This window comes from Plastoroseomonas hellenica (assembly GCF_018129085.1).
Classification (GTDB): domain Bacteria; phylum Pseudomonadota; class Alphaproteobacteria; order Acetobacterales; family Acetobacteraceae; genus Plastoroseomonas; species Plastoroseomonas hellenica.
The window spans coordinates 75181-93965 of the sequence record NZ_JAAGBB010000028.1 but is presented as its reverse complement, the minus strand read 5'-3'; the positions used below and the strand labels follow the sequence as shown (position 1 = coordinate 93965).

The 18785-nt window shown below is 70.0% G+C and carries 16 protein-coding genes; 3 read left to right on the top strand and 13 right to left on the bottom strand.

The genetic code is table 11. The features are described from left to right. Positions 1–3493, top strand: a 3493-nt coding sequence (locus tag GXW71_RS21845) for a beta strand repeat-containing protein (RefSeq protein WP_211854798.1), incomplete at its 5' end; no start/stop codon positions are given. A gap of 52 nt (positions 3494–3545) precedes the next feature. Here the strand turns inward: GXW71_RS21845 and GXW71_RS21840 are convergent. The 5 genes from GXW71_RS21840 to GXW71_RS21820 all read right to left on the bottom strand — a co-directional run bounded on the left by GXW71_RS21840 (position 3546) and on the right by GXW71_RS21820 (position 8075). Further along, positions 3546–3974, bottom strand: a complete 429-nt coding sequence (locus tag GXW71_RS21840) for a Csu type fimbrial protein (protein ID WP_211854797.1) — start codon at positions 3972–3974, stop codon at positions 3546–3548. A gap of 5 nt (positions 3975–3979) precedes the next feature. Continuing rightward, positions 3980–6400: a fimbria/pilus outer membrane usher protein gene (locus GXW71_RS21835; protein WP_211854796.1), complete on the bottom strand. Its 2421-nt coding sequence runs from the start codon at positions 6398–6400 to the stop codon at positions 3980–3982. Further along, on the bottom strand, positions 6387–7109 hold the full coding sequence (locus tag GXW71_RS21830) for a fimbrial biogenesis chaperone (protein ID WP_211854795.1): 723 nt from the start codon (positions 7107–7109) through the stop codon (positions 6387–6389). The genes GXW71_RS21835 and GXW71_RS21830 overlap by 14 nt, the downstream gene beginning before the upstream one ends. Further along, entirely contained in the window at positions 7110–7559 is a 450-nt protein-coding gene (locus tag GXW71_RS21825) for a Csu type fimbrial protein (protein ID WP_246526766.1), read from the bottom strand. 240 nt (positions 7560–7799) lie between these two features. After that, positions 7800–8075, bottom strand: coding sequence for a hypothetical protein (locus GXW71_RS21820; protein ID WP_211854793.1), 276 nt, complete (start codon positions 8073–8075; stop codon positions 7800–7802). A gap of 179 nt (positions 8076–8254) precedes the next feature. Between GXW71_RS21820 and GXW71_RS21815 the strand changes: the two genes are divergently transcribed. Next, positions 8255–9619 carry a hypothetical protein gene (locus tag GXW71_RS21815; protein WP_211854792.1) on the top strand — a complete coding sequence of 455 codons (1365 nt, stop codon included), beginning with the start codon at positions 8255–8257 and terminating at the stop codon, positions 9617–9619. A gap of 52 nt (positions 9620–9671) precedes the next feature. On the opposite strand, the gene GXW71_RS21810 is transcribed toward GXW71_RS21815, so the two are convergent. The 6 genes from GXW71_RS21810 to GXW71_RS21785 are packed head-to-tail and all read right to left on the bottom strand — an operon-like array spanning position 9672 to position 16213. After that, positions 9672–11279 (bottom strand): ABC transporter substrate-binding protein, encoded by a 1608-nt coding sequence (locus tag GXW71_RS21810; protein WP_211854791.1) that lies wholly within the window; start codon positions 11277–11279, stop codon positions 9672–9674. After that, positions 11280–12458, bottom strand: coding sequence for an LLM class flavin-dependent oxidoreductase (locus GXW71_RS21805; RefSeq protein ID WP_211854790.1), 1179 nt, complete (start codon positions 12456–12458; stop codon positions 11280–11282). After that, positions 12458–13843: an amidase family protein gene (locus tag GXW71_RS21800; protein WP_211854789.1), complete on the bottom strand. Its 1386-nt coding sequence runs from the start codon at positions 13841–13843 to the stop codon at positions 12458–12460. The genes GXW71_RS21805 and GXW71_RS21800 overlap by 1 nt, the downstream gene beginning before the upstream one ends. 6 nt (positions 13844–13849) lie before the next feature. After that, entirely contained in the window at positions 13850–14680 is an 831-nt protein-coding gene (locus GXW71_RS21795) for a polysaccharide deacetylase family protein (RefSeq protein WP_211854788.1), read from the bottom strand. Beyond that, on the bottom strand, positions 14677–15456 hold the full coding sequence (locus GXW71_RS21790; protein WP_246526765.1) for an SDR family NAD(P)-dependent oxidoreductase: 780 nt from the start codon (positions 15454–15456) through the stop codon (positions 14677–14679). The genes GXW71_RS21795 and GXW71_RS21790 overlap by 4 nt, the downstream gene beginning before the upstream one ends. Beyond that, positions 15449–16213: an SDR family NAD(P)-dependent oxidoreductase gene (locus tag GXW71_RS21785; protein ID WP_211854786.1), complete on the bottom strand. Its 765-nt coding sequence runs from the start codon at positions 16211–16213 to the stop codon at positions 15449–15451. The genes GXW71_RS21790 and GXW71_RS21785 overlap by 8 nt, the downstream gene beginning before the upstream one ends. A gap of 41 nt (positions 16214–16254) precedes the next feature. Here GXW71_RS21785 and GXW71_RS21780 point away from each other — a divergent pair, with 41 nt between their 5' ends. Then, positions 16255–17097 (top strand): IclR family transcriptional regulator, encoded by an 843-nt coding sequence (locus GXW71_RS21780; protein WP_246526764.1) that lies wholly within the window; start codon positions 16255–16257, stop codon positions 17095–17097. 46 nt (positions 17098–17143) lie between these two features. Here the strand turns inward: GXW71_RS21780 and GXW71_RS21775 are convergent, their stop codons facing one another. Both GXW71_RS21775 and GXW71_RS21770 read right to left on the bottom strand, forming a co-directional pair. After that, positions 17144–17656 (bottom strand): flavin reductase family protein, encoded by a 513-nt coding sequence (locus GXW71_RS21775; RefSeq protein ID WP_211854785.1) that lies wholly within the window; start codon positions 17654–17656, stop codon positions 17144–17146. Between the two features lie 26 nt (positions 17657–17682). After that, positions 17683–18753: an LLM class flavin-dependent oxidoreductase gene (locus GXW71_RS21770; protein ID WP_211854784.1), complete on the bottom strand. Its 1071-nt coding sequence runs from the start codon at positions 18751–18753 to the stop codon at positions 17683–17685. Positions 18754–18785 lie beyond the last annotated feature (32 nt).

The following is an 18785-nucleotide window of genomic DNA, read 5'->3' as shown; positions in this document are numbered from 1 at the left end:
CGGGCCGCAGGGCGGCGATGGCGGCTTCGTCGAGGTCTCCGGCGAGCGCGGCTTCCGGATGCTGGGTGCGATCGACGTCTCGGCGCCCGCAGGGCGCAGCGGCGAGGTGCTGTTCGATCCGATCAACCTGCGCATCGCCGCGGCCAGCAACGGCGATGATCCGGTTGCCGATTTCAATCCAGCGGGAGATATCCTTGGCTTCGGAGATCCTCCTTCCGTCACCGACGCCTTCGTCACGCCGGCGCAGATTGCAGCCGTCACCGGCAACCTAACGCTTCAGGCGGATACCTCGATCACCGTCGTCGACCCCGTCACCAAGCCGCAAGGCAGCCTGACGCTGCAGACCGGCCCCAACGGCAACATCACCATCAACGCCGATGTCGTCGTCAGCAACGGCAATCTCACTCTCCTCACCCCGCAGCTCGTCCTCAATGCCCTGGCGAGCGCCTCGGGGTTCGTCTCGATCGAGGCGCCGAGCGGCGGGACCTTCACGGGCAGCGTGATCGCCTCCGGCCTTGGCCGCATCGAGGCGGCGACGCTCAATGTCGGATCCGCGGCCGACCCTTTCTTCCATATCCACCTGGGCGGCGACAACCGGGTCGCCACGGTGGTCGACCTGCGCGCCACCGGCGACGTGATCTTCCGCAACACGGCGTCGCTGACGGTCAACGGGACAGTCGGCGGCGGTACCACCGGCATCGTCACCGTCGACGTCGTGAATGGCGACCTGACCGTCTCCGGCAGCATCCAGAACGGGAATGCCTCCAACGGCGCCGGCATCGGCGGCGACCCGACGCTGTGGCTCCGGGCGAGCGCCACCGGGGATATCACCATCGAGGATGGGGCCGCGGTGCGGGCCAATGGGCTGCAGATCGCCGCCGGCGGTGCGCTGAACTTTACCGGGGAGATCGGGGGCTACATCGGCCAGTTCCTGGCGACCAATCCGGTCCGGCTCTCGGCGGGGGCGGGCGGCATCACCCAGACAGGGAATGACGGCGCCATCGGCCTCTTCGCCGCGACGCTGAGCGTCACGACCCCAGGCAACGTCTCCCTGCTCGCCGACAACAACGCTGTCCGCGCGGTCGGTGCATCGACCGTCGGGGGCGACTTCCGCCTGGCCGCGGCGGTGCTACCGCCGCCAGGCCAGACGATACCGAACAGACTCGCCCTGAACGGGACCATCGATGTCGGCGGCACCTTCGCGCTATCGCTGACTGGGGAAGGCATCGAACAGGGCATCGGCGGCATCCTGCGCGCCAATCGCTTCGAAGCATCGGCGCCGGCTGGCTCCGTCTTCCTGGACGGCGAAATTCAAAATCAGATCGCGTCGCTCGGCGATATCACCGTCGGCGGCAGCTTCGTTCTCGTCAATGCAACCAGCCTTACGGTGGCAGGCACGGTGGCCAGCACCGATCCCCAGTTCGGCGGAGTTTTCATCCGGGTTCTCGGCGGCGATCTCATCGTGAACGGCCGTATCGAGGTTCCGGGCGACTTCGGAACCTTCGAGCTGGCAGCGACCGGCAATGTGGTGATCGGCGCGGGCGCTGTCCTGACCGGCGGGCAGGAGACCTTCGGCGAAGGATCCGACTTCAACAGCATCATCGCGGGTTATGATCCGGGGACGGGCTTCGCCAACCCGGCCTTGCCGGGTGGAATCACCCTGGCCGGCACCATCGTCAGCGACGGCCTGCTCTATCTCACGGCAGGTCAGGGCGGCATCGTGCAGGCTGGCGGCTCCGTGGCCGCCAGCAGCCTCGCTTTCGATTCGGCCGGCGCCATGCGCCTCGGCAGCGGGTCGAACGCGATCGGGTCCCTGGTCAACGTTGAACTGAGCGAAAGCGAGCTCGGCACCGCCGCCGGCGGCGATGTCCTCATCAACAATGGCACCGCGGATCTCCTGGTGGACGGCATCCTCCGCGGGGTGAACATCGCCATCATCACCACCGGGACGCTGACAGTGCCGGGCGTGCCGTCGCCGACTGTCGGCGGCAATGCCGGCCTGATCTCCGCGCCGAATGGCCGGGTATCGCTTCGCATTGGGGAGCTGTCGCTGCCGGTATCGGCCTTCAGCAGCGCGCCGCGCATCGTGGGCGCCGTCGTCGAGATCGCGCCGGCGACCCAGCGGCCGGTGATGCTGCCGACGCAACTGGTCGTCATCGACGCGAATGTCCCGATCGAGAACAATGCCTTTACGCTACTGGGCACCGAGCTTGCGCTGATCACCGCCAGCAGCACATTGCGCATCGGCGCCACCACCATCGACGGTGTCACCGAGACGAGCGCGGCCTCGGTCAGCATCGTCGGGCCCCTCGCCTTCGCCGGCACGCTCGACCTGCGCAGCCTCGGCGACATCACGCAGGCGGCGGGCGCCAACCTCACCGTCGGCGCGCTCACCGGCGCGGCCGGCGGTGCGGTCACCCTGACCAATGCGGGCAACAGCATCGGCTTCCTCGACGACTTCTCCGCCGGCGGCGGCTTCGCGCTGACCGCGGGCGCGATCAATCTGCGCGGCCTCGTCTCCACGCCGGGGCAGCTTGCGACGCTCACCAGCGCCGGCGGCATCCAGAGCATCGGCACCGGCCGCATTGAAGCAGGCGAACTGCGCGCGGCCACGCAAGCGGGATCCATCAGCCTGACCGGCGCCAACCAGCTCGACCGGCTCGGCGAAAGCAGCACGCCCGGCGATTTCACCCTGGTCAATGCCGGGCCGCAGATGACGATCCCCTCCGGCCAGGTGGTGCAGGCGGCAGGCGCCGCCAGCGTTACCGCGACCGCGGGCTCCATCACCGTGGACGGCACCATCCGCGCCGCCTCGCTCTCCCTCTCGGCGCCTGCCGGCACGGTCACGGTGAACGGCTTCTCCGCCATCGCCTTCGCCGGCGGGCTGACACTCTCGGCGCAGAATGTCGCCGTCGCCGGGCTGATCGCCGGCAGCACGGGCATCGACGTCAACGCGACGCAGGCGGCCTCGCTCGCCGGCATCGCGCAGACGCCGACGCTCACCGTCAGCGCGCCGTCGATCGGCTTCGGCGGCCTCGATGCCTCGGCGAGCGATGTGGTGCTGATCCTCGGCGGCGGCGGCAGCTCGACCGGCTCGCTTTCGGCGGCGGCGCTGCGCGTGGTGGACGGCGCCGGCGTGACGCTGACCGGCAGCATCGCCGGGAATGGGACCAGCGCCGCCGCGGCGCTCGGCCGGCGCTTCGCCGGCGCGACGCAGCTCGGTGATCCCCCGCCCGACCGGTTCGACTATCTGTTCAACGGCTGCCCGATCGCTGCCAGCAGTTGCGCCCCGCCCGTGCCATCCGTCGACATCGCCGTCTTCACCGTCGCCGACAATCCGCGCGGCGTGATGGGTGAGCTCGATCCCGCCGGCCAGCCGCCGGCCAATCCCCTGGTGCGGATCCCGGTGCTGCCCTTCATCATCCAGTCGGGCCGCGACACCTCGGAAGACCGCGAGCTGGCGCCACCCAATATCCGCGCGGAGGATTTCTGAGCCGGGCGCCAGCCACGCCTCCTTCCCCCCTGTCGCTGCCCGGCGCCTGGCCTCAGAATGTCACGGTTACGACGATGGTATCGACGTAAGTGCCGGGCCGCGCCGCTTGCCGCGCGGGGATGCGTCCGTAGACGCTATAGGTCTGGCTACAGACAACGAGGCAGCTCCCCGACACCATCACGCTGCCGCCTGTGCCATTGCCCCAGATCGTGGTGCGCGCGGCCGTCGTGTAGAGCTGGTACAGCAAGGTGGCGCTGCCGCTGGCCATGCGCCGTGCCGGAATGGTGCCGCCGCCGGAGCCGAGCGCGATGGTGTAGCCGCCGGCGAAATTCGTGCAGGCGACCCGGACGGACCCGGTTGCGTCATCGGGCGTCGCGGAGAATGGCAAGTAGGTGCCGAAGCTGACCGGCGCGACCGTCACCGTGCATTGCGCGCGCGCGCTGAGCGGCAGCAGCAGGATGAGCGCGACAAGGAGGAGCATGCCCCTCATGGCGGTTCGTCCCGGCAGGGCAGCGGCCCGATGGTCGGGATCTCCCCCGGCACGGCGCGGTAGGCGAAGCTGGCGACGCAGCGGCGGCCGTCCGGCCGTTCGACGGTGACCCGGTTGTCCTCAGCGCCGAGGTCCTGGACGAAGGCCTCCCCGTCATAGCCGACCGGGACCGTCGCCCCCGTCGCCTGCAGGGTCGCCCGGCTGCCGACCGGGATCGCGCTGCCCGCCGCGTCCACCAGGCGCAGCAGCGCGCCGCGGCTCACCTGCACGGGGAAGCCGAGGACGATGCCCGAGCGGTCCTGCGGCCGCACCTCCCGCGAGGTGACGGGCACGGCGGCATCGGCCGGGATGTCGGTCGGCTCGATCGCGACGCGGTTCACGTCGAAGGACCGAAGCTCGGGCAGGATCAGCCGCCCGCCGGAGCCGGTCCGGCCGACCAGCCGGTTCTCGTTGAGGACGCGCACGCCGGCGACGCCGTTGGTATCGACGACGGCGAAGCTGTCATTGATCGTGTTCGACGCGAAGACCCCACCACCGATGACGGAGAGCGCGCCCTGGGCCTGGGCGCGCAGCACGGTCTGCCGGTCGATGCGGTCGGCGCCGACGGCGACGCGCGCCCAGGGCGAGCGGTACTGCAGTTCGGCGAAGGCACGCTCGGTGCCGCCGGCCGCGGCATAGGCCTGGTAGCCCCAGTCGCCGTCGGAGACCGGCGACTGCGTCGCCTGCGCCTGCCCATAGCCGCGCCCGGAGGTGGTGCCGCCGCTGACGCCGGCGGAGCTGCGCGGGCCGAGCGGCATGGTCAGCCCGACCAGGAAGCCGCTGCCGCCGCCGCGCGCGAAATCACGGAACCCGGTGGCATAGGCCGAGACATCGCCGAGCTGGACGGAGTAGCTGGCGGAGACCACATGCGCGTCCTGCGCCGGCTGGAAGCTGACCGGCCCACCGGTCGGCAGAGCGCCGCCATAGTCGAGCACCGTGCCGGGTGCCGCGAAGAAGCGGATCGGCGCCGGCGCCGCATCGCGCTCGATCCCGGTATAGGCGAAGCCGAGGGAGCCGAAGCGGCCGAGCGACAGGCCGAGATTCGCATTGAGCTGGCGCCGCGGCACCGGATCGCCGTTCACGGCCGCGATGTCGCGGAAGTTGCGGTCGGCCAGGGTGACGGAAGCGCCGAAGCTGATATCGGTCCCGATGCGCTGGACGCCGATCGAGAATTGCGAGCCGGTGCGGCCGGCGGCGCTGCTGGCCGCTGCCGAGAGATTGAGCGCGCCGAGATTGCCGATGTTCAGGACCAGCCCGCCGCCGCCCATGGCGAGGCCGGAGGCGCCTTCCCCATGCGCTTCGAGCGTCAGCATCTCGGAGATGCCGCGGCGATAGCTGACCGCGCCGGCGAGCTCCCCGTAGTCGTCGCTCACCACGCCCCAGTTGCGCCGGATCGCGCCGAGCGAGGCCGAATAGGTCTCGAGCCCCGGCGCCAGCAGGGCGGAGCTCGCGTAGAAGGGCAGCGTGGTGCTGACCTGGCGGCCGAGCGCATCGGTCACCGTCATCGCGACCGTGCCGGCGCCGGTCACCACCGGAAGCTGCGGAACCTGGAAGGGACCGGGCTGCACCTCCCGCGAGAGCAGCCTGGTGCCGTTGACCAGCACGTCGACGGTGGACGGCACCGCGACCGAGCCGCCGACCGAGGGCAGCGGGAAGGTGACGAGGTCGGGCCGCAGCGCGAAGTTGGAGCTGATCTGCGCACCGCCCATCCGCACCGGCCGCGTCCAGGCGAGCCCGCCGGTGATGACATCGCCCCCGCGGTACTGCCGCAGGTTCTCCGGATCGGAGAAGGTGTAGGTGGTGTCCAGCCGCACCGTCGCATTGGTGCCGCGGCCGGCATCGGCGCCCGCGGTCGCGAGCATGCCGGAGCTCAGCACCCCCCAGGGCGAGAAGACGCGCAGGTCGAGCAGGCCGGAGACGGTATTCGCCCGATCGACCGAGGTGCCGGTGACATCGTAGTTCAGGGTCGCGCCGGTGCCGCTCTGCACCGGGCCGCCGGCAGCGGCGGCCCCGGTTGCCAGGAGCGCCGGCAGCAGGGCCTCGACCGGGGCGGTCGCGTGCAGCGCCTGGGTCGGCTGGTCCAGCCGCCAGGATATGGCGGTCAGCGCCGCGAGCGGGATCAGCCCGTCGGGCCCCGGCCGTACCGCCTCCGGCACCCGGAAGCCGAGATCGCGCAGCTCCTCGGGCCTGGCCAGCAGGGCGCCGTCGCGCAGCACGAACTCGCCGATCCTGCCGATCGGCCGGCCATTCACGACGATTTCGAGCAGCAGCGGCTGATCTTGGGCCCTGGCCGGCTTCGGCGCCATGGTGGCGAGCAGGATGGCCAGGATCACCGCCAGCAGCGCGGCTGGCGCGGCGCGGGCGTCAGCGGCCCGCATTCACGGGAACGGCTTCGTCGATCGGGCCGGCATCGGCCCGCGCGGTCAGGCGCAGATTGCCGCCCGGCGGGGGGCGGGTCAGCAGCCGCCAGCGCCTGGTAGCGCCGGGAAGGACATAGGGCGAGGCATCGCCCTGGATGCGGATGGGGCCGGCGCCCCCCGCGAGGGCGATGTCGCGGACCGCCTCATGCCGCGTCCCTTCGTTGGCGACGGTCAGGTAGGCTTGGCCGCCCTCGCTCTCGATGCGCCAGCGCAGGCGTGGGGCGATCGGGCTGTTCGTGGGCTCGGCGAAGACCGGGATGGAAAGGCGCAGCGCGACGCGCACCGTCCCCGGCGCCGCCGGCGGGGGAAGCTGATCGAGCAGGATGCGGTAGCTCGCCTCACGGTCCTGCGCCGGCCGGCGCAGCACCAGCCGCACCACCTGGCTGGCCCTGGGCGCTATGGTGCCGAGCGGCGGGCTGACCAGCAGCGCATCGGTGGGCGCGAGCTCGGTCTCGCCGCGCGGCTGGCTCCAGGCGAAGGCCCGGATCTGGAAGGCGCTCTCCGCATCGCCCTGGTTGATGACGGTGACCGCCCCGGCCATCTGCCCAGGCGGCAACTGGATGGTCACCGGCAGGACGGTGAGCGACTGTGCCTGCGCCGGCAAGACGGGCAGCCCGCCGACGGCCGCCGCGAGCAGCCCCGCGAACGCCGCGGTGCGCGCCGGCATTCAGAAGGTGATCGTCGCGGTGATGGTGTCCACATAGGCGCCGGGCGCCACGAACTGCGCCGCCGGCACGCGGCCATAGACGGTCAGCGTCTGCGCGGCGCCGCTGCCGGTCCCGGCCACGGTGTTGGTGCCGACGGTATTGCCCCAGTTGATGGTCCGGGCGCTGTCCGAAAACAGCGCGTAGTTCAGGAACGCCGAGGCTGGCCCGGTCATCCGGCGCGTGGTCACGGTCGCCCCCGTCGCGGTCCCGGCATCGAGGCCGACAGTGTAGGGCGTGGTGTTGGTGCAGGTGACCGCGAGCGTGGTCGTGGCGTCGGTCTGAGTGCCGGTATAGGTGCCGAAAGCCAGGGGATTGGCGCTGATCAGGCAGGTGGCCTGGACCGTGGCGGTGACCTGGAAGGTGCCGGTGGCCGTCGCCGCTGAAGCCGGCTGGCTGGGTGCATCGAGCATCGGTGCCGCGAGCAAAGCAACGAGGAGAGGGTAGGGAATATTCCTCTTCAACCAAAGCATGTGCATCTGCCCCTGTTTTGCTGCGGACGTTGACAGAGGGTGCCAAAATCTCGCCGCGAGGGCGAATTTCGTTCGATCACAACTGGTTTTGTCGTTGATGTTCTGAATCCAACACTCGCGGATTGTTCATGGAGCGCCGGTATTTGTGATGGTGCGCTAGAAACCCGATCTGCGCGTGCGTCAGAACTCTATGGTCAGCCTGGCGGTTTCGGCGCCGGGTTCCCGCGTCAGGGTGACGATGGGCTGCGGTACCGGCGCCCCTCGCGAGGCCTGGCAGACGGGGCCGGCCGGCCGCCGCGCGGATTGGAGCTGCGCCAGCAGCCGCGGCACCACGATCCCGCAGGCGCCTTCGATCACGGCGGAGACGGCGACGCGATCCGTCTGCGCGGCCGCGAAAGCGGGCGCGGCGGGGGCATGCGCGAAAAGAATCGCAAAGGCTGCACGATATGTTCGCAAGTGGCGTAACCTGGTCCGGATCGGACCCGGTTTGCGCCGCACGGCCCTTCTAAACCGTTACGGGCACCGGACCGCGGCTGCGTCGCGGCGCGAGGCAGCGGCATTGCCGGATGGCCGCCCTGCGCCCACAAGGCCTGCTTCGGGGAGCAATGGCGCTCCCCCGCCGGCGCGAGGTCACCATGGACGAAGCCACCGACCAAGCCGACGCCGTGGAGCACGCCGCCGCCCTGGCGCGGGAGATCGCACCCGATCTCGGGGCCATCCTCTTCACCCACTACCCCGATGCCGACACCCTCGACACCCTGCGGCCCGGCAGCGCCGAGCTCGGCGCGGTCACGGCGGCGAACCGGGCGGCCGCGGCGGAGCTGACGGCCGCGGGCGTGCAGGTCTTCGTCCAGGTCGCCGACAAGGCGTCCTTCCGGCGCTGGATGCACAGCCGGGTGGACAGCCCCGAGGCGCGCCTCGCCTGGCGCGACCGGGACCGGCTGCTCAGCGGCGACGCGGCGCTGAAGACACTCGGTGTCGATCCTGCGCTGGCCAGGCCGGGCGCGGCGCCGCGGCGGGGCAGCGGCTCCGCCGCCGACCGGCTGGTGCGCGCCTTCGCGGAGGACAGCGCCGATTTCGACGACCAGGCTCTCGAGCTGATCGAGGCTGGCCGGGACGGCGTGCTCGAGGTCGCCACGCGCAAGCTGCGCGAGCGCTTCGGCGACGAGGCCGCGGAGGACTTCGCCGCGACGCTGCTGGCGCTGGCGGAAGGCGCCGAGATGGGCCCCGCCGGCTGGGCGGAGCTGATGGCCCTGCCCGTCGCGTTGCCGCCCGGCGCGCCGCCGGACGCGGTGTCGCTGGGCGCGAGCCTGATCGCATCCGGCGTGCTGGCGGAGGCGCTGGAGCTGCGCTTCCTGCCCGAGTGGCGCACGCCGCAGGCGCTGGCCGCCCTGCCACCCACTGCCCTCCGGCGCGTGCTGGTGGACCTGCTGGCGGGGCGGGAGCCGGCCGACCTGCCGCCGGCCACGCCTGCCCGGCTGTCCGAGGACAGCTTCGGAGTGCTGCTGGCGCTGCAGATCGATTGGGAGATCCCGCTCTGGGAGGAGATCCTGGTCAACGGGCTGCCCGAGGAGGATGCCGAGGACGATGCGGATGGCGCGGATGGCGGCACGCCGGAGGAGCAGGAGCGCCTGACCTTGTTCGACCGCTGGCGCTCGGCGGTCTTCGAAACCGGCAGCGGCTGCGTCCCGCTGGCACTGGTCCACGCCTCCGAAGTCGAGGCCGAGATCGCGGCCTTCCTGGAGGAAGCGGGGGAGCACTCCGCCGGGATCGAGGAGATCCGCGAATTCGTCGCCATGGGGCGGCGGGAAGCCGGGGAGGATGAGGTGGTCTGCCGCCTGCAGGGCGCGGGCGACGGGCTCGAGATCGCGCTCTACACGCGCGAGGGCCGCTTCCTCGACAGCATCACCCTGAGCGCCGAGCAGTTGCCCGCGAGCCCCGAGGAGATGCCGCGGCTGATCGCGGCCTTCGTCCCCGTGGTCGACGGCCCGCCCGGCTGACGGCATGCCCGGCTGAGGGGATGCCCGCCAGGCAGGCCGTCTGCGCTGTCGCTCAGCGGGCGTTCCTCTCGACGTTCCAGAGGATCGGGAAGCCGAAATCGATCACGCCGCGCAGTTCCGCGCGCCACACGGCGGGGCTCGCGAACTGGCCGGAGATCGGGAAGGTCGCCTGATCGATCGCGATCCGCTGCAACTCGCCGGCGATCCCGCGCCTGCGGTCCTGATCGCCTTCCGCCTCGAAGCGTTCGATCACCGGCGTCATCGCCGGGATGCAATAACCCCAGGGCTGGTTGTTGGTGCAGTTGTAGCCGATGCCGGGATTGCTGAGCGGGTTCGCCAGATCGAAGCCGGTATAGATCACCGGGATCAGGCTCCAGCCGCCCTGGTTCAGCGGCTGGCGCTGGATCCAGCGCTGCGCATGCGACGACCAGTCGGAGGTCTGCACATCCAGGTTGAAGCCCGCCTGGCGCAATCGGTCGATCATCACCAGGCCGATCGGGTTGATCAGCGCGGAATCGCCCGGCTGCAGGAAGACCACGCGTTCATTGCTGTAGCCGGCCTGGCGCAGCAGCTCGCGCGCACGCGCGATGCTGGTGTCCCGCATCGGCTCGGTGCCGGTCTCGCTGGCGTAGAAGGTGCCGCAGACATAGACCGACTGACAGTCGGGCCGGGAATAGTCGGGCGGCACGCCCTCGGCAGCGATGATCTGGCTGCGGTCCATGATCTGCTGCACGGCGCGGCGGATCAGCACATTGTCGAAGGGCGGCTGATGGTGGTTGATGCTGATGGCGCCGACGATCTCCGCCCCGCCGCGCGCGCGGGCGAGCACCAGGTTGCGGTTGCGCTGGAAGGTGGGGATGTAGTCGATGGGCGCGTATTCCAGGTAATCCACTTCGCCGGCCTGGATGGCGGCGGCGCGCAGCCCGGGGTCGGACATGTTGACGAATTCGACGCGCTCCATCCGCGGCACCTTCCCACCCGCGAGACCGTCGGCGGGCTCGTTGCGGGGGCGATAGCGCGGGTTGCGCAGGAAGACAGTGCGCTCACCCGGGATCCACTGATCGCGGACGAAGAGGAAGGGCCCTGAGCCCACCACCTCCGCCACCGGCGTGGTGGGCGGCGTGGTGGAGGCGAGGCGCGCCGGCATGATGAACGGCACCTGCACGCTCGGCTTGCCCAGCGCCTCCAGCATCAGGCCGAAGGGCCGGGAGAGCTCCAGCACGAAGGTCCTGCCGTCGACGATGCGCATCTCCCTGGTCGCGGCCATCAGCCGCCGGCCGAGGGAATCGCGCCCGCCCCAGCGGCGGATCGAGGCCACGCAATCCTCGGCGGTCACCGGCGTGCCGTCGCTGAATTCCAGGCCCTCGCGCAGGGTGAAGGTCCAGGTCAGCCCGTCATCGCTGGTGCGCCAGTTGTCCAGCATCTGCGGCCGGTAGCGGCCCTGGCTATCCATCGCGATCAGCGTGTCGAAGACCATGTAGGAGAAGTTGCGGGTGACGAAGGAAGGGCCCGCGATGGGGTCCAGCGTCTGCAATCCCACATTCAGCACCAGGCGCAGGGGGCGCTGCTGCTGGGCTTCGGCGACGGGCGCGGCCAGGGCCGTGGCGGCGAGCAGCCCCGCGGCGAGGACGGTGCGGAGTTTCGCGAGCGGGAACGCCATTCACATCGTCCTTTCGGTCGGAGGGTTGCCTGGCGGAGCGGGCTCGAAGGGTCCGCGCAGGCCGCGCATTTCCAGCAGCGGCATCACCTCGGCGAAGCGGTGGAGGCCATCCGCGAAATCCACCCAGGTCAGCAGCACGCCATCGAGGCCGGCGCCGGAGAGCTGATCCAGCCGCGCGGCGATGTCCTCCGCCGTGCCGATCAGCGCGGAGCCACCGGCACCCGCTGCGAAGCGCTGGCGAAAGGCGCGCACGGCCTCGGGCGATTGCAGGATCCTGGTCTGGGAGCCGACGCCCGCACTCCAGGCATCGAGGCTCGGGCCGTCCTCATGCACGACCGAGTAGTGGTGGAGATACGCCTCGGCCTCCGCGCGCGTCGGGCGCTGCACGCAATAGGCGTAGGTCCAGACCTGCACCTCCCGCCCATAGTCGCGGCGCGCCATCTCCTTGTACTCGGCGATCTGGCCCGCGATGTCAGCGGGATCCTCGGAGCGCAGGATCAGGAAGCAGATATCGGCGAATTCGCAGGCGAAGCGCTGGCCGCGATCGGAGCCGCCGGCATTGATGATCGGCGGGCCCGGCTGCTGCAGGGGCTTCGGCATGGAGGAGCCGCGCAGCACCTTGAAGAAGCGGCCCTCATGGTCGAACTCCGTCTCCTCGCGCCACAGGCGCTGGATGATTTCCAGCCATTCCTGCAGGTGGTCGTACCGCGCGTCGTGCTCGGCCAGGGACGCGCCGAACATCTCGAGCTCCGGCTTGTTCCAGCCCCCCACGACGTTCAGCGCGAAACGTCCGCCCGAGATGATGTCGATGGTCGCGGACTGCTTGGCCGCCGTGATGGGATGCAGCGTCGGCGCGTGGGAGGTGGCGATGACGGTCATGTGCCGCGTCGCCTGCGCGATGCCCGCGCACCAGGTGAAGGGGTCGAGGGTGATGCCGCTCGGGTGGCTCGGCTGGCCCTTGAGGTAGCCCTTCCAGCGCGCATAGGCGAGCACCGCCTCGAAGCCCAGCGCATCGGCCATCTGCGCGGTCTGGACGGAGGCCTGCCAGCTCGGGCGGTAGGCTTCCGGCACCAGGGTCTGGGCCGCGCCCTTGCCGTTGGTGCCGAAGATGCCGAGCTTCATCCGGTTGGCACCGAAGAGCGGGTTCCGCGCCCGCATCGCGTCGATCGCGGCGGGCATCAGACCACCACCGGGGCGATGTTGGCGGTGATCCAGGCGGCGGTGCCGGTCAGCGCCGCATCGGTGTGCGGCTGGCCGATCACCTGCACGCCCACCGGCAGTCCGCCGAGTGCCAGCAAGGGCAAGGTGATGGCCGGACAGCCGAGCACCGAGGTTGCGGCGTTGAAGGCCGGCAGCCCCGTGGTGTGGGTCACGCCGGAATCCCTGGCCCTGTTCTCCATCAGCGGTGCGGGGCCCACGGAACTCAGGCTGATCAGCCCGTCCGCCAGCCCGCCGATGGCGGCGAAGGCGCGCTTGGCCTCCTCGCGCTTCAGCAGCGCCAGGCGATAATCGTCGATGCTCATGGAGCGCGCCAATTCGAGGCGTGCCATCATGCTGTCGCTGAGGCCCGAACCGAAGCGTTCGATCAGGTTCTCCAGCGTCCAGCGCAGCTCATAGCCGCAGAGGTCGCGGCAGAGCGCCAGGCTGTCGCCGATCGCCTGCTCGAAGCCCTCAATCAGCGGGCTGTCGCTGCGGCGCAGGATCGTCACGCCCGCGTCGCGGAGCTGGCCGAGAATCTTCTCGAAGGCGCCCATGGTGCGACCGTCGGTCGCGGCCCAGCCCTCGGCTTCCATCACGATGAGGCGCAGCGGCCTGGCCGCCGCCCGTGGCACCACCTCGCCATAGAGACCGGGATGGCCGGGGTCGCCACCCGCGCGCTGGGACATCTCGAAGGCCACCGCCCACATGTCCCGCAGGCATCCGGCATGCACGCCGATATGGCTCTGGCTGAAGCCGAGGCGCTCGCCGCGATGGATGGCGCCGAAGGTCGGCTTGATCGCCGTGTTGGCGCAGAATCCGGCGGGCCGGATGATCGATCCCACCACCTGGGTGCCGAGCGTCGCCGGCACCATCGCCGCGCCGATCGCCGCCGCCGAGCCGGAGGAGGAACCGCCCGGCGTGTGGTCCGGGTTGAAGGGGTTGGTGGTAGGGCCGGGATGGGACATGCCGAGTTCGGTCGTCACCGTCTTGCCCAGGATCACCGCGCCGGCCTGGCGCAGCGCGAGGACGCTGGCGCTGTCGGTCCTGGTCTCCACGCCCTTCAGCAGCGGCGTGCCCTGCTCGGTCGGCATGTCCTTGGTCTGGAGCATGTCCTTGATGCCGATGGGCATGCCGTCGATGGAGGACAGCGGCCGGCCGGCCTTGTAGCGCGCGGTGGCGGCATCGGCCGCGACGCGCGCCCCGGCCTCGTTGATCGTCACCCAGGCCTGCACCACCGGCTCGCGCAGGGCGATCACCTCCAGGCAGCGTTCCAGGAAGGCGCGCGGCGTGTCGCCGCCATCGAGGAAGCGCGGCACCGAATCATGGAAGGTGCAGGGGCGGAAGCTCGCAGGCTCATAGCTCATCGCGCCTCAGGCCTCCTCATGCGTGGCGATCCAGGCCTTCGCGACTTCGGTGCCGGTGGCGAACCAGACGTTCGGGAAGGATTGGATGAAGGCGATCATCTCGCGCAGCAGCGCGATCCGGCTGGGCCGGCCCGTCACCTGCGGGTGCATGACCAGGTTGTAGAGGCCGCCCCAGCGATAGAGTTCGCGGAACTCGTCCTGGAAGACCTGCAGAATGTGGCTGTTGGGGAAGATCGGCCGCGGCGACTTGATGGAGAACAGCGCGTGCGGCGCGTCGTCCGTGCTCCAGTGCCAGGGCAGTTCCACCGGGCCCTTGCCACCACCGGGTGCGGCCATGCGGTAGGGCACGACATCATCCAGCAAAGAGCTGTCGTAGAGGAAATCGTGCTGGTTCAGCAGGCGGATCAGGTTGTCGCTGGTCTCGCCGGCAGGTGAGCGATAGCCCTTCGGCACCACGCCCAGCACGCGCTTCAGCGCGTCGAGCCCGCGCTCCATCTCCTCGACCTCCTGCTCGGGGAAATCGGGATCGATCCAGCTATGGGAGTAGCTGTGATGAGCCACCTCATGACCCTCGGCGACGATCATCTCGCAGCGCTGGGTGTGGTTCTCCACCGTCCAGCCGGGGATGAAGAAGGTTGCCTTGAGGTTCGCCTCCTGCAGCGTCTCCAGGATCCTGGGGACGCCCACCTTGGCGCCGTAGGTGCCCTGGCTCAGCGTGCCGGGCCGGCGCGCATTGGCGGGATCGCGGGAGAGCCACAGCGTCTCCGCGTCGAAATCGAAGGTCAGCATCACGGCGATGCGCGCACCGCCGGGCCAGTTCACGCGCTTGTCGATCATCCCATGACCTCCTCACCGGGTTCGCGCGGCGGGTTGCGGGCAGTGAGCCACCCGCCATCCACCACGATGACCTGCCCCGTCACGAAGGACGCATCCTCCGAGGCGAGGAAGGCAGCCACCGACGCGATCTCCTCCGGCCTGCCCGCACGGCGCAGCGGCGTCGGTTCCACGATGGCCTTGATGTAGTAGGGCTTCGTCAGGTGCTTCTCGGTCATCGGCGTCTCGATGACCCCGGGCGCGATGGCGTTGACGAGAATGCCCTCGGGCCCGAGCTCGGCAGCGAGCTGGCGGGTGAACTGCGCCACGCCCGCCTTGGCCACGGCATAGGCCGTGGTGCCCGGATAACCGGCGAGTGCGAGGGTGGAGGAGATGTTGATGATCCGCCCGCCCGGCCGCGTCAGATGCGGCGCGACATCGCGCGTGATGCGCAGAACGGCCTTGAGATTCGTGTCGATGAAGCGATCGATGAGATCGTCATCGGAGTCCGCCAGCGACTTCGAGCCGCCGATCCCCGCATTGTTCATCAGGATGTCGATGCGTCCGAACGCGTCGAGCGCGGCACGGGACAGAAGCTGTCCCGCATCCTTCGCCGCGATGTCCAGTGCGATCGCCTGCGCGCCGATCTCCGCCGCAGTGGCGAAGATGTCGGGCAGGCGATCGGCCAGCAGGAGCTTCGCGCCTTCCGCGGCCAGGCGGCGTGCCGTCGCGGCGCCGATGCCGCGCGCTGCTCCGGTGACGATGGCGACGCGCCCGATCAGGCGCTGCGGGTCAGGCAAGACGGCCTCCATCGACAGGAAGGGCGACGCCGGTGATGAACGCCGCCTCGTCGCTCAGCAGGAACAGCACCGCGGCCGTCACATCCGCCGGCTTGCCGAAGCGGCCGAGGGGATGGCGCTGCAGGAACTCGGCCTCGCGCGCTGCCCGCGCCTCGGCGCTTCCGGTGACGGCAAAGACTTCCTCCAGCATCGGTGTCTCGATCGAGCCGGGGCAGACGCAGTTGATGCGGATCCCATCGCGCGCATGGGTCAACGCGAGGCTGCGGCTCATCATCACCACGGCGGCCTTGCTGGCTGAATAGGCGGGCAGCGAGGGCGAGCCGGTGAGGCCTGCCGCGGAGGCGAAGGTCACGATGCCGCCGCCGCCGGCCCCCAGCATGAGCGGGAGCAGGGCACGCAATGTCAGCCAGGTGCCCTTGGTGTTGATGTCAAAGAGCCTGTCCCACTCTTCCTCTTCCAGGGCGGTCAGCGGCTTCGTGGCGCCGATGACGCCCGCCGCGGTTGCCAGCAGCGTCAGCGGGCCGATCGCCGCGGCAGCTTCGGCCAGCCGCGCCAGGGAGGCTGCGTCCGTGACATCGCCCTGGATGCAGATGGCGGTCCCGCAGTGCTGCGCCGTGGCGTCGAGCCCGGACCGGTCCCGGTCGAAGAGGACGACGCGCGCCCCCTGCCGGGCGAGGCCGATCGCCGTGTCCCGGCCCAGACCCGAGGCCGCGCCGGTCACGACAGCAACGCGGCCCTCGAAGCGACCCCCGTCCATATCGGAACTCCCTCAGCGCGGCGCTTGCCGGCGCGTGTGTATTGTTGTTCAATACAACTGCATTGAGAATATCTAAGGAGGATTCCCGGGCCATGTCAAAGGCAATCGAGCCGGCCGATGTGCCGTCGGGCCCGGATCCGCGCCTGTTCATTCAGGCGGTCGACAAGGCGTTTCGCGTTCTCGAAGCCTTCGCGCGGCATCCGCAGCCGCTCTCGCTCGCGGAGATCGCCGCCGCTACGGGGATGGACCGGAGCGGCGCGCAACGGCTCTGCTACACGCTGCGTCATCTGGGCTATCTGGAATTCGACGAGCTGGGGCGCGGCCATGTTCCCGGCCTGCGCCTGCTCGACCGTTCCTTTGATTTTCTGCGCATGCATCCGCTGGTGCAGCGCGCCACGACGCCGCTCATGGAGTTGCGGCGGGCGACACAGGAACGCGTGGATCTCAGCCTGCCCGACGATCTCACCATCATCTATGCCGTGCGCCTGCAGAGCAAACGCGAGAATTTCATCGCCACGCTGGTCGGTCGCAGGCTGCCGACCTTCTGCTCCTCCGGTGGTCGGGCGATGCTGGCGCAGATGGATGACGCCAGTGTGGAGGATGTGCTGGCGCGCTCCGACCGCCAGCCTCTCACGCCCAAAAGCATCACGGATCTTCCCGGCCTGCGCAGGAAGATCGCCGAGGCGCGCTCGATCGGCTACGCCCTGGCTCTGGAGGAGAGGCTCCTTGGTGAGATCGTCCTGGCCGCAGCCATCACCAACCGCAGCGGCCAGCCGGTCGGGGCCATCCATATCGCGGGCTCCCTCTCCGAATGGGAGCCCGAGGCGTTTCAGAAGCGCATGGCGCCATTGGCCATCGAGACCGCGAAGGCATTGAGCGGATGACGCTCCCCGGGGCACGGGCGCGCCGGCATCTCTCCTGCCCGCCTCTCTAGACATCGACACCGGCATACTTGCCGCGAAGATAGACCAGCACCTCCGCCTCCCGCACCGGCGTGATGCTGCGTACGCGACCGATGACGATGCCATGCGAGTGACGCTCGATCAGCTCCTCCACCTGGCAGTCGAAGGCGACGATCGCATCCGCGAGCAGCGGTGCGCCGGTCTCCGCCGTCTCCCACGCAGCATTCTCATAGCGGGCAGCGCCTTGCGCGCCATCCTGTCCGGAAAAGCGGCGCGCGAAGAGGAGATGCCGCCGAGCCAGCAGGCTGACGCCGAAATGGCGGTGACGCCGGATGAGCGGCCAAGCCGATGCCGAACGGTTGACGCAGACGAGAAGAGCAGGCGGATCGACGGAAAGGGAGGTCACGGATGTGGCCACCAGCCCGCCCCGATCCTCGTCGACGCCCACGGTGATGGCGCACACGCCACCCGCGAGCTGGCGCATCGCCAGCCGGAAGCCCGCCTGCAGCGCCTGGGCTTCGCCCTTGTCCCCGACGTCCATGCCGTCCTCCGCCCTCGTCCCACCGGCTACCAGGAATGGCCGCGCGCCTCCGGCTGCACCCAGACGCCAGTCTTGGCCAGCAGCTCCAACACCGGCTTCACCCGCAGCATCTCCTCCGCGGACCAGAGCGGCAGCCGGAACAGCACCCCGTTGAGGCCCCATTGCTCGCGCGCTGCCAGGATCTGATCGACCACCTCGGCCGGCGTGCCCGCGAAGGCCGGAAAGACGCCGGGACTGCCCTCGGTCCGGCGGAGCCTGGCCATCTGTCCCATCCAGCGTTGGCCGGCTTCGCCAACCATGCTCCCCATCAGATCTTCCATCAGCGCCGTTCCTTCGCCCGGCTCATCGCGGATCAGCAGGTCCGCGACGACCAGGATCTCCGGCGCCGATTTGCGTCCGGCGGCCGCGGCATACGCGTCGATCGACGTCCGCACCGCGGGAAGGTCGGCCAGCGATGGTGGCGAGGCGAACAGGAAGTCGCAATGCTGCGCCGTAAAGCGGCGTCCGCGCTCGGATGCCGCGGCGCAGACCAGGGCCGGTCGCCCCTGGGGAAAGGGCCCGCGCATCTTGCCGCGCACACGGTAATGCTTTCCGGCGAAATCCACCGGGCCGTCGCCGCGCCAGATCGCCTCGATGATCTGCAGCGCCTCCTCGCAGGCGTCATACTGCGTCGCGCCATCGGGGAGTGTGTCGATGCCGAAGAGGCTGGCCTCGTAGTCGCGATAGCCGTTGACGATGTTCCAACCCCAACGCCCGCCGCTCAGCCAGTCCAGATGGGAGCCGAAGCGGGCGATCTGCGCCGGAGGCAGGAAGGGCGTATGCATCGTCGTGATGACGCCCAGATGCCGGGTCGCCATGATGATCGGCGCGGCCAGGATGATCGCGTGCATCGACGGATCCTGGAAGCCGATCAACGATCCTTCCTCGGAGCTCGGCGCATAGCCGTCGCCGAGCAGGATGAAATCGAGGGCGGCGCTCTCGCAGGCCCTGGCGAGGGCGAGGTGATTCTCGAGATCGAGCGGATCGGGATTGAGCGCTGCCATCTTCGCCGAGGGCAGCATGGTCTTCGCCTTCGGCCAGAACAGGCCGAAACGCATGGAGCCGTCCCGCTTCCGTGGCTTCCTGCTGG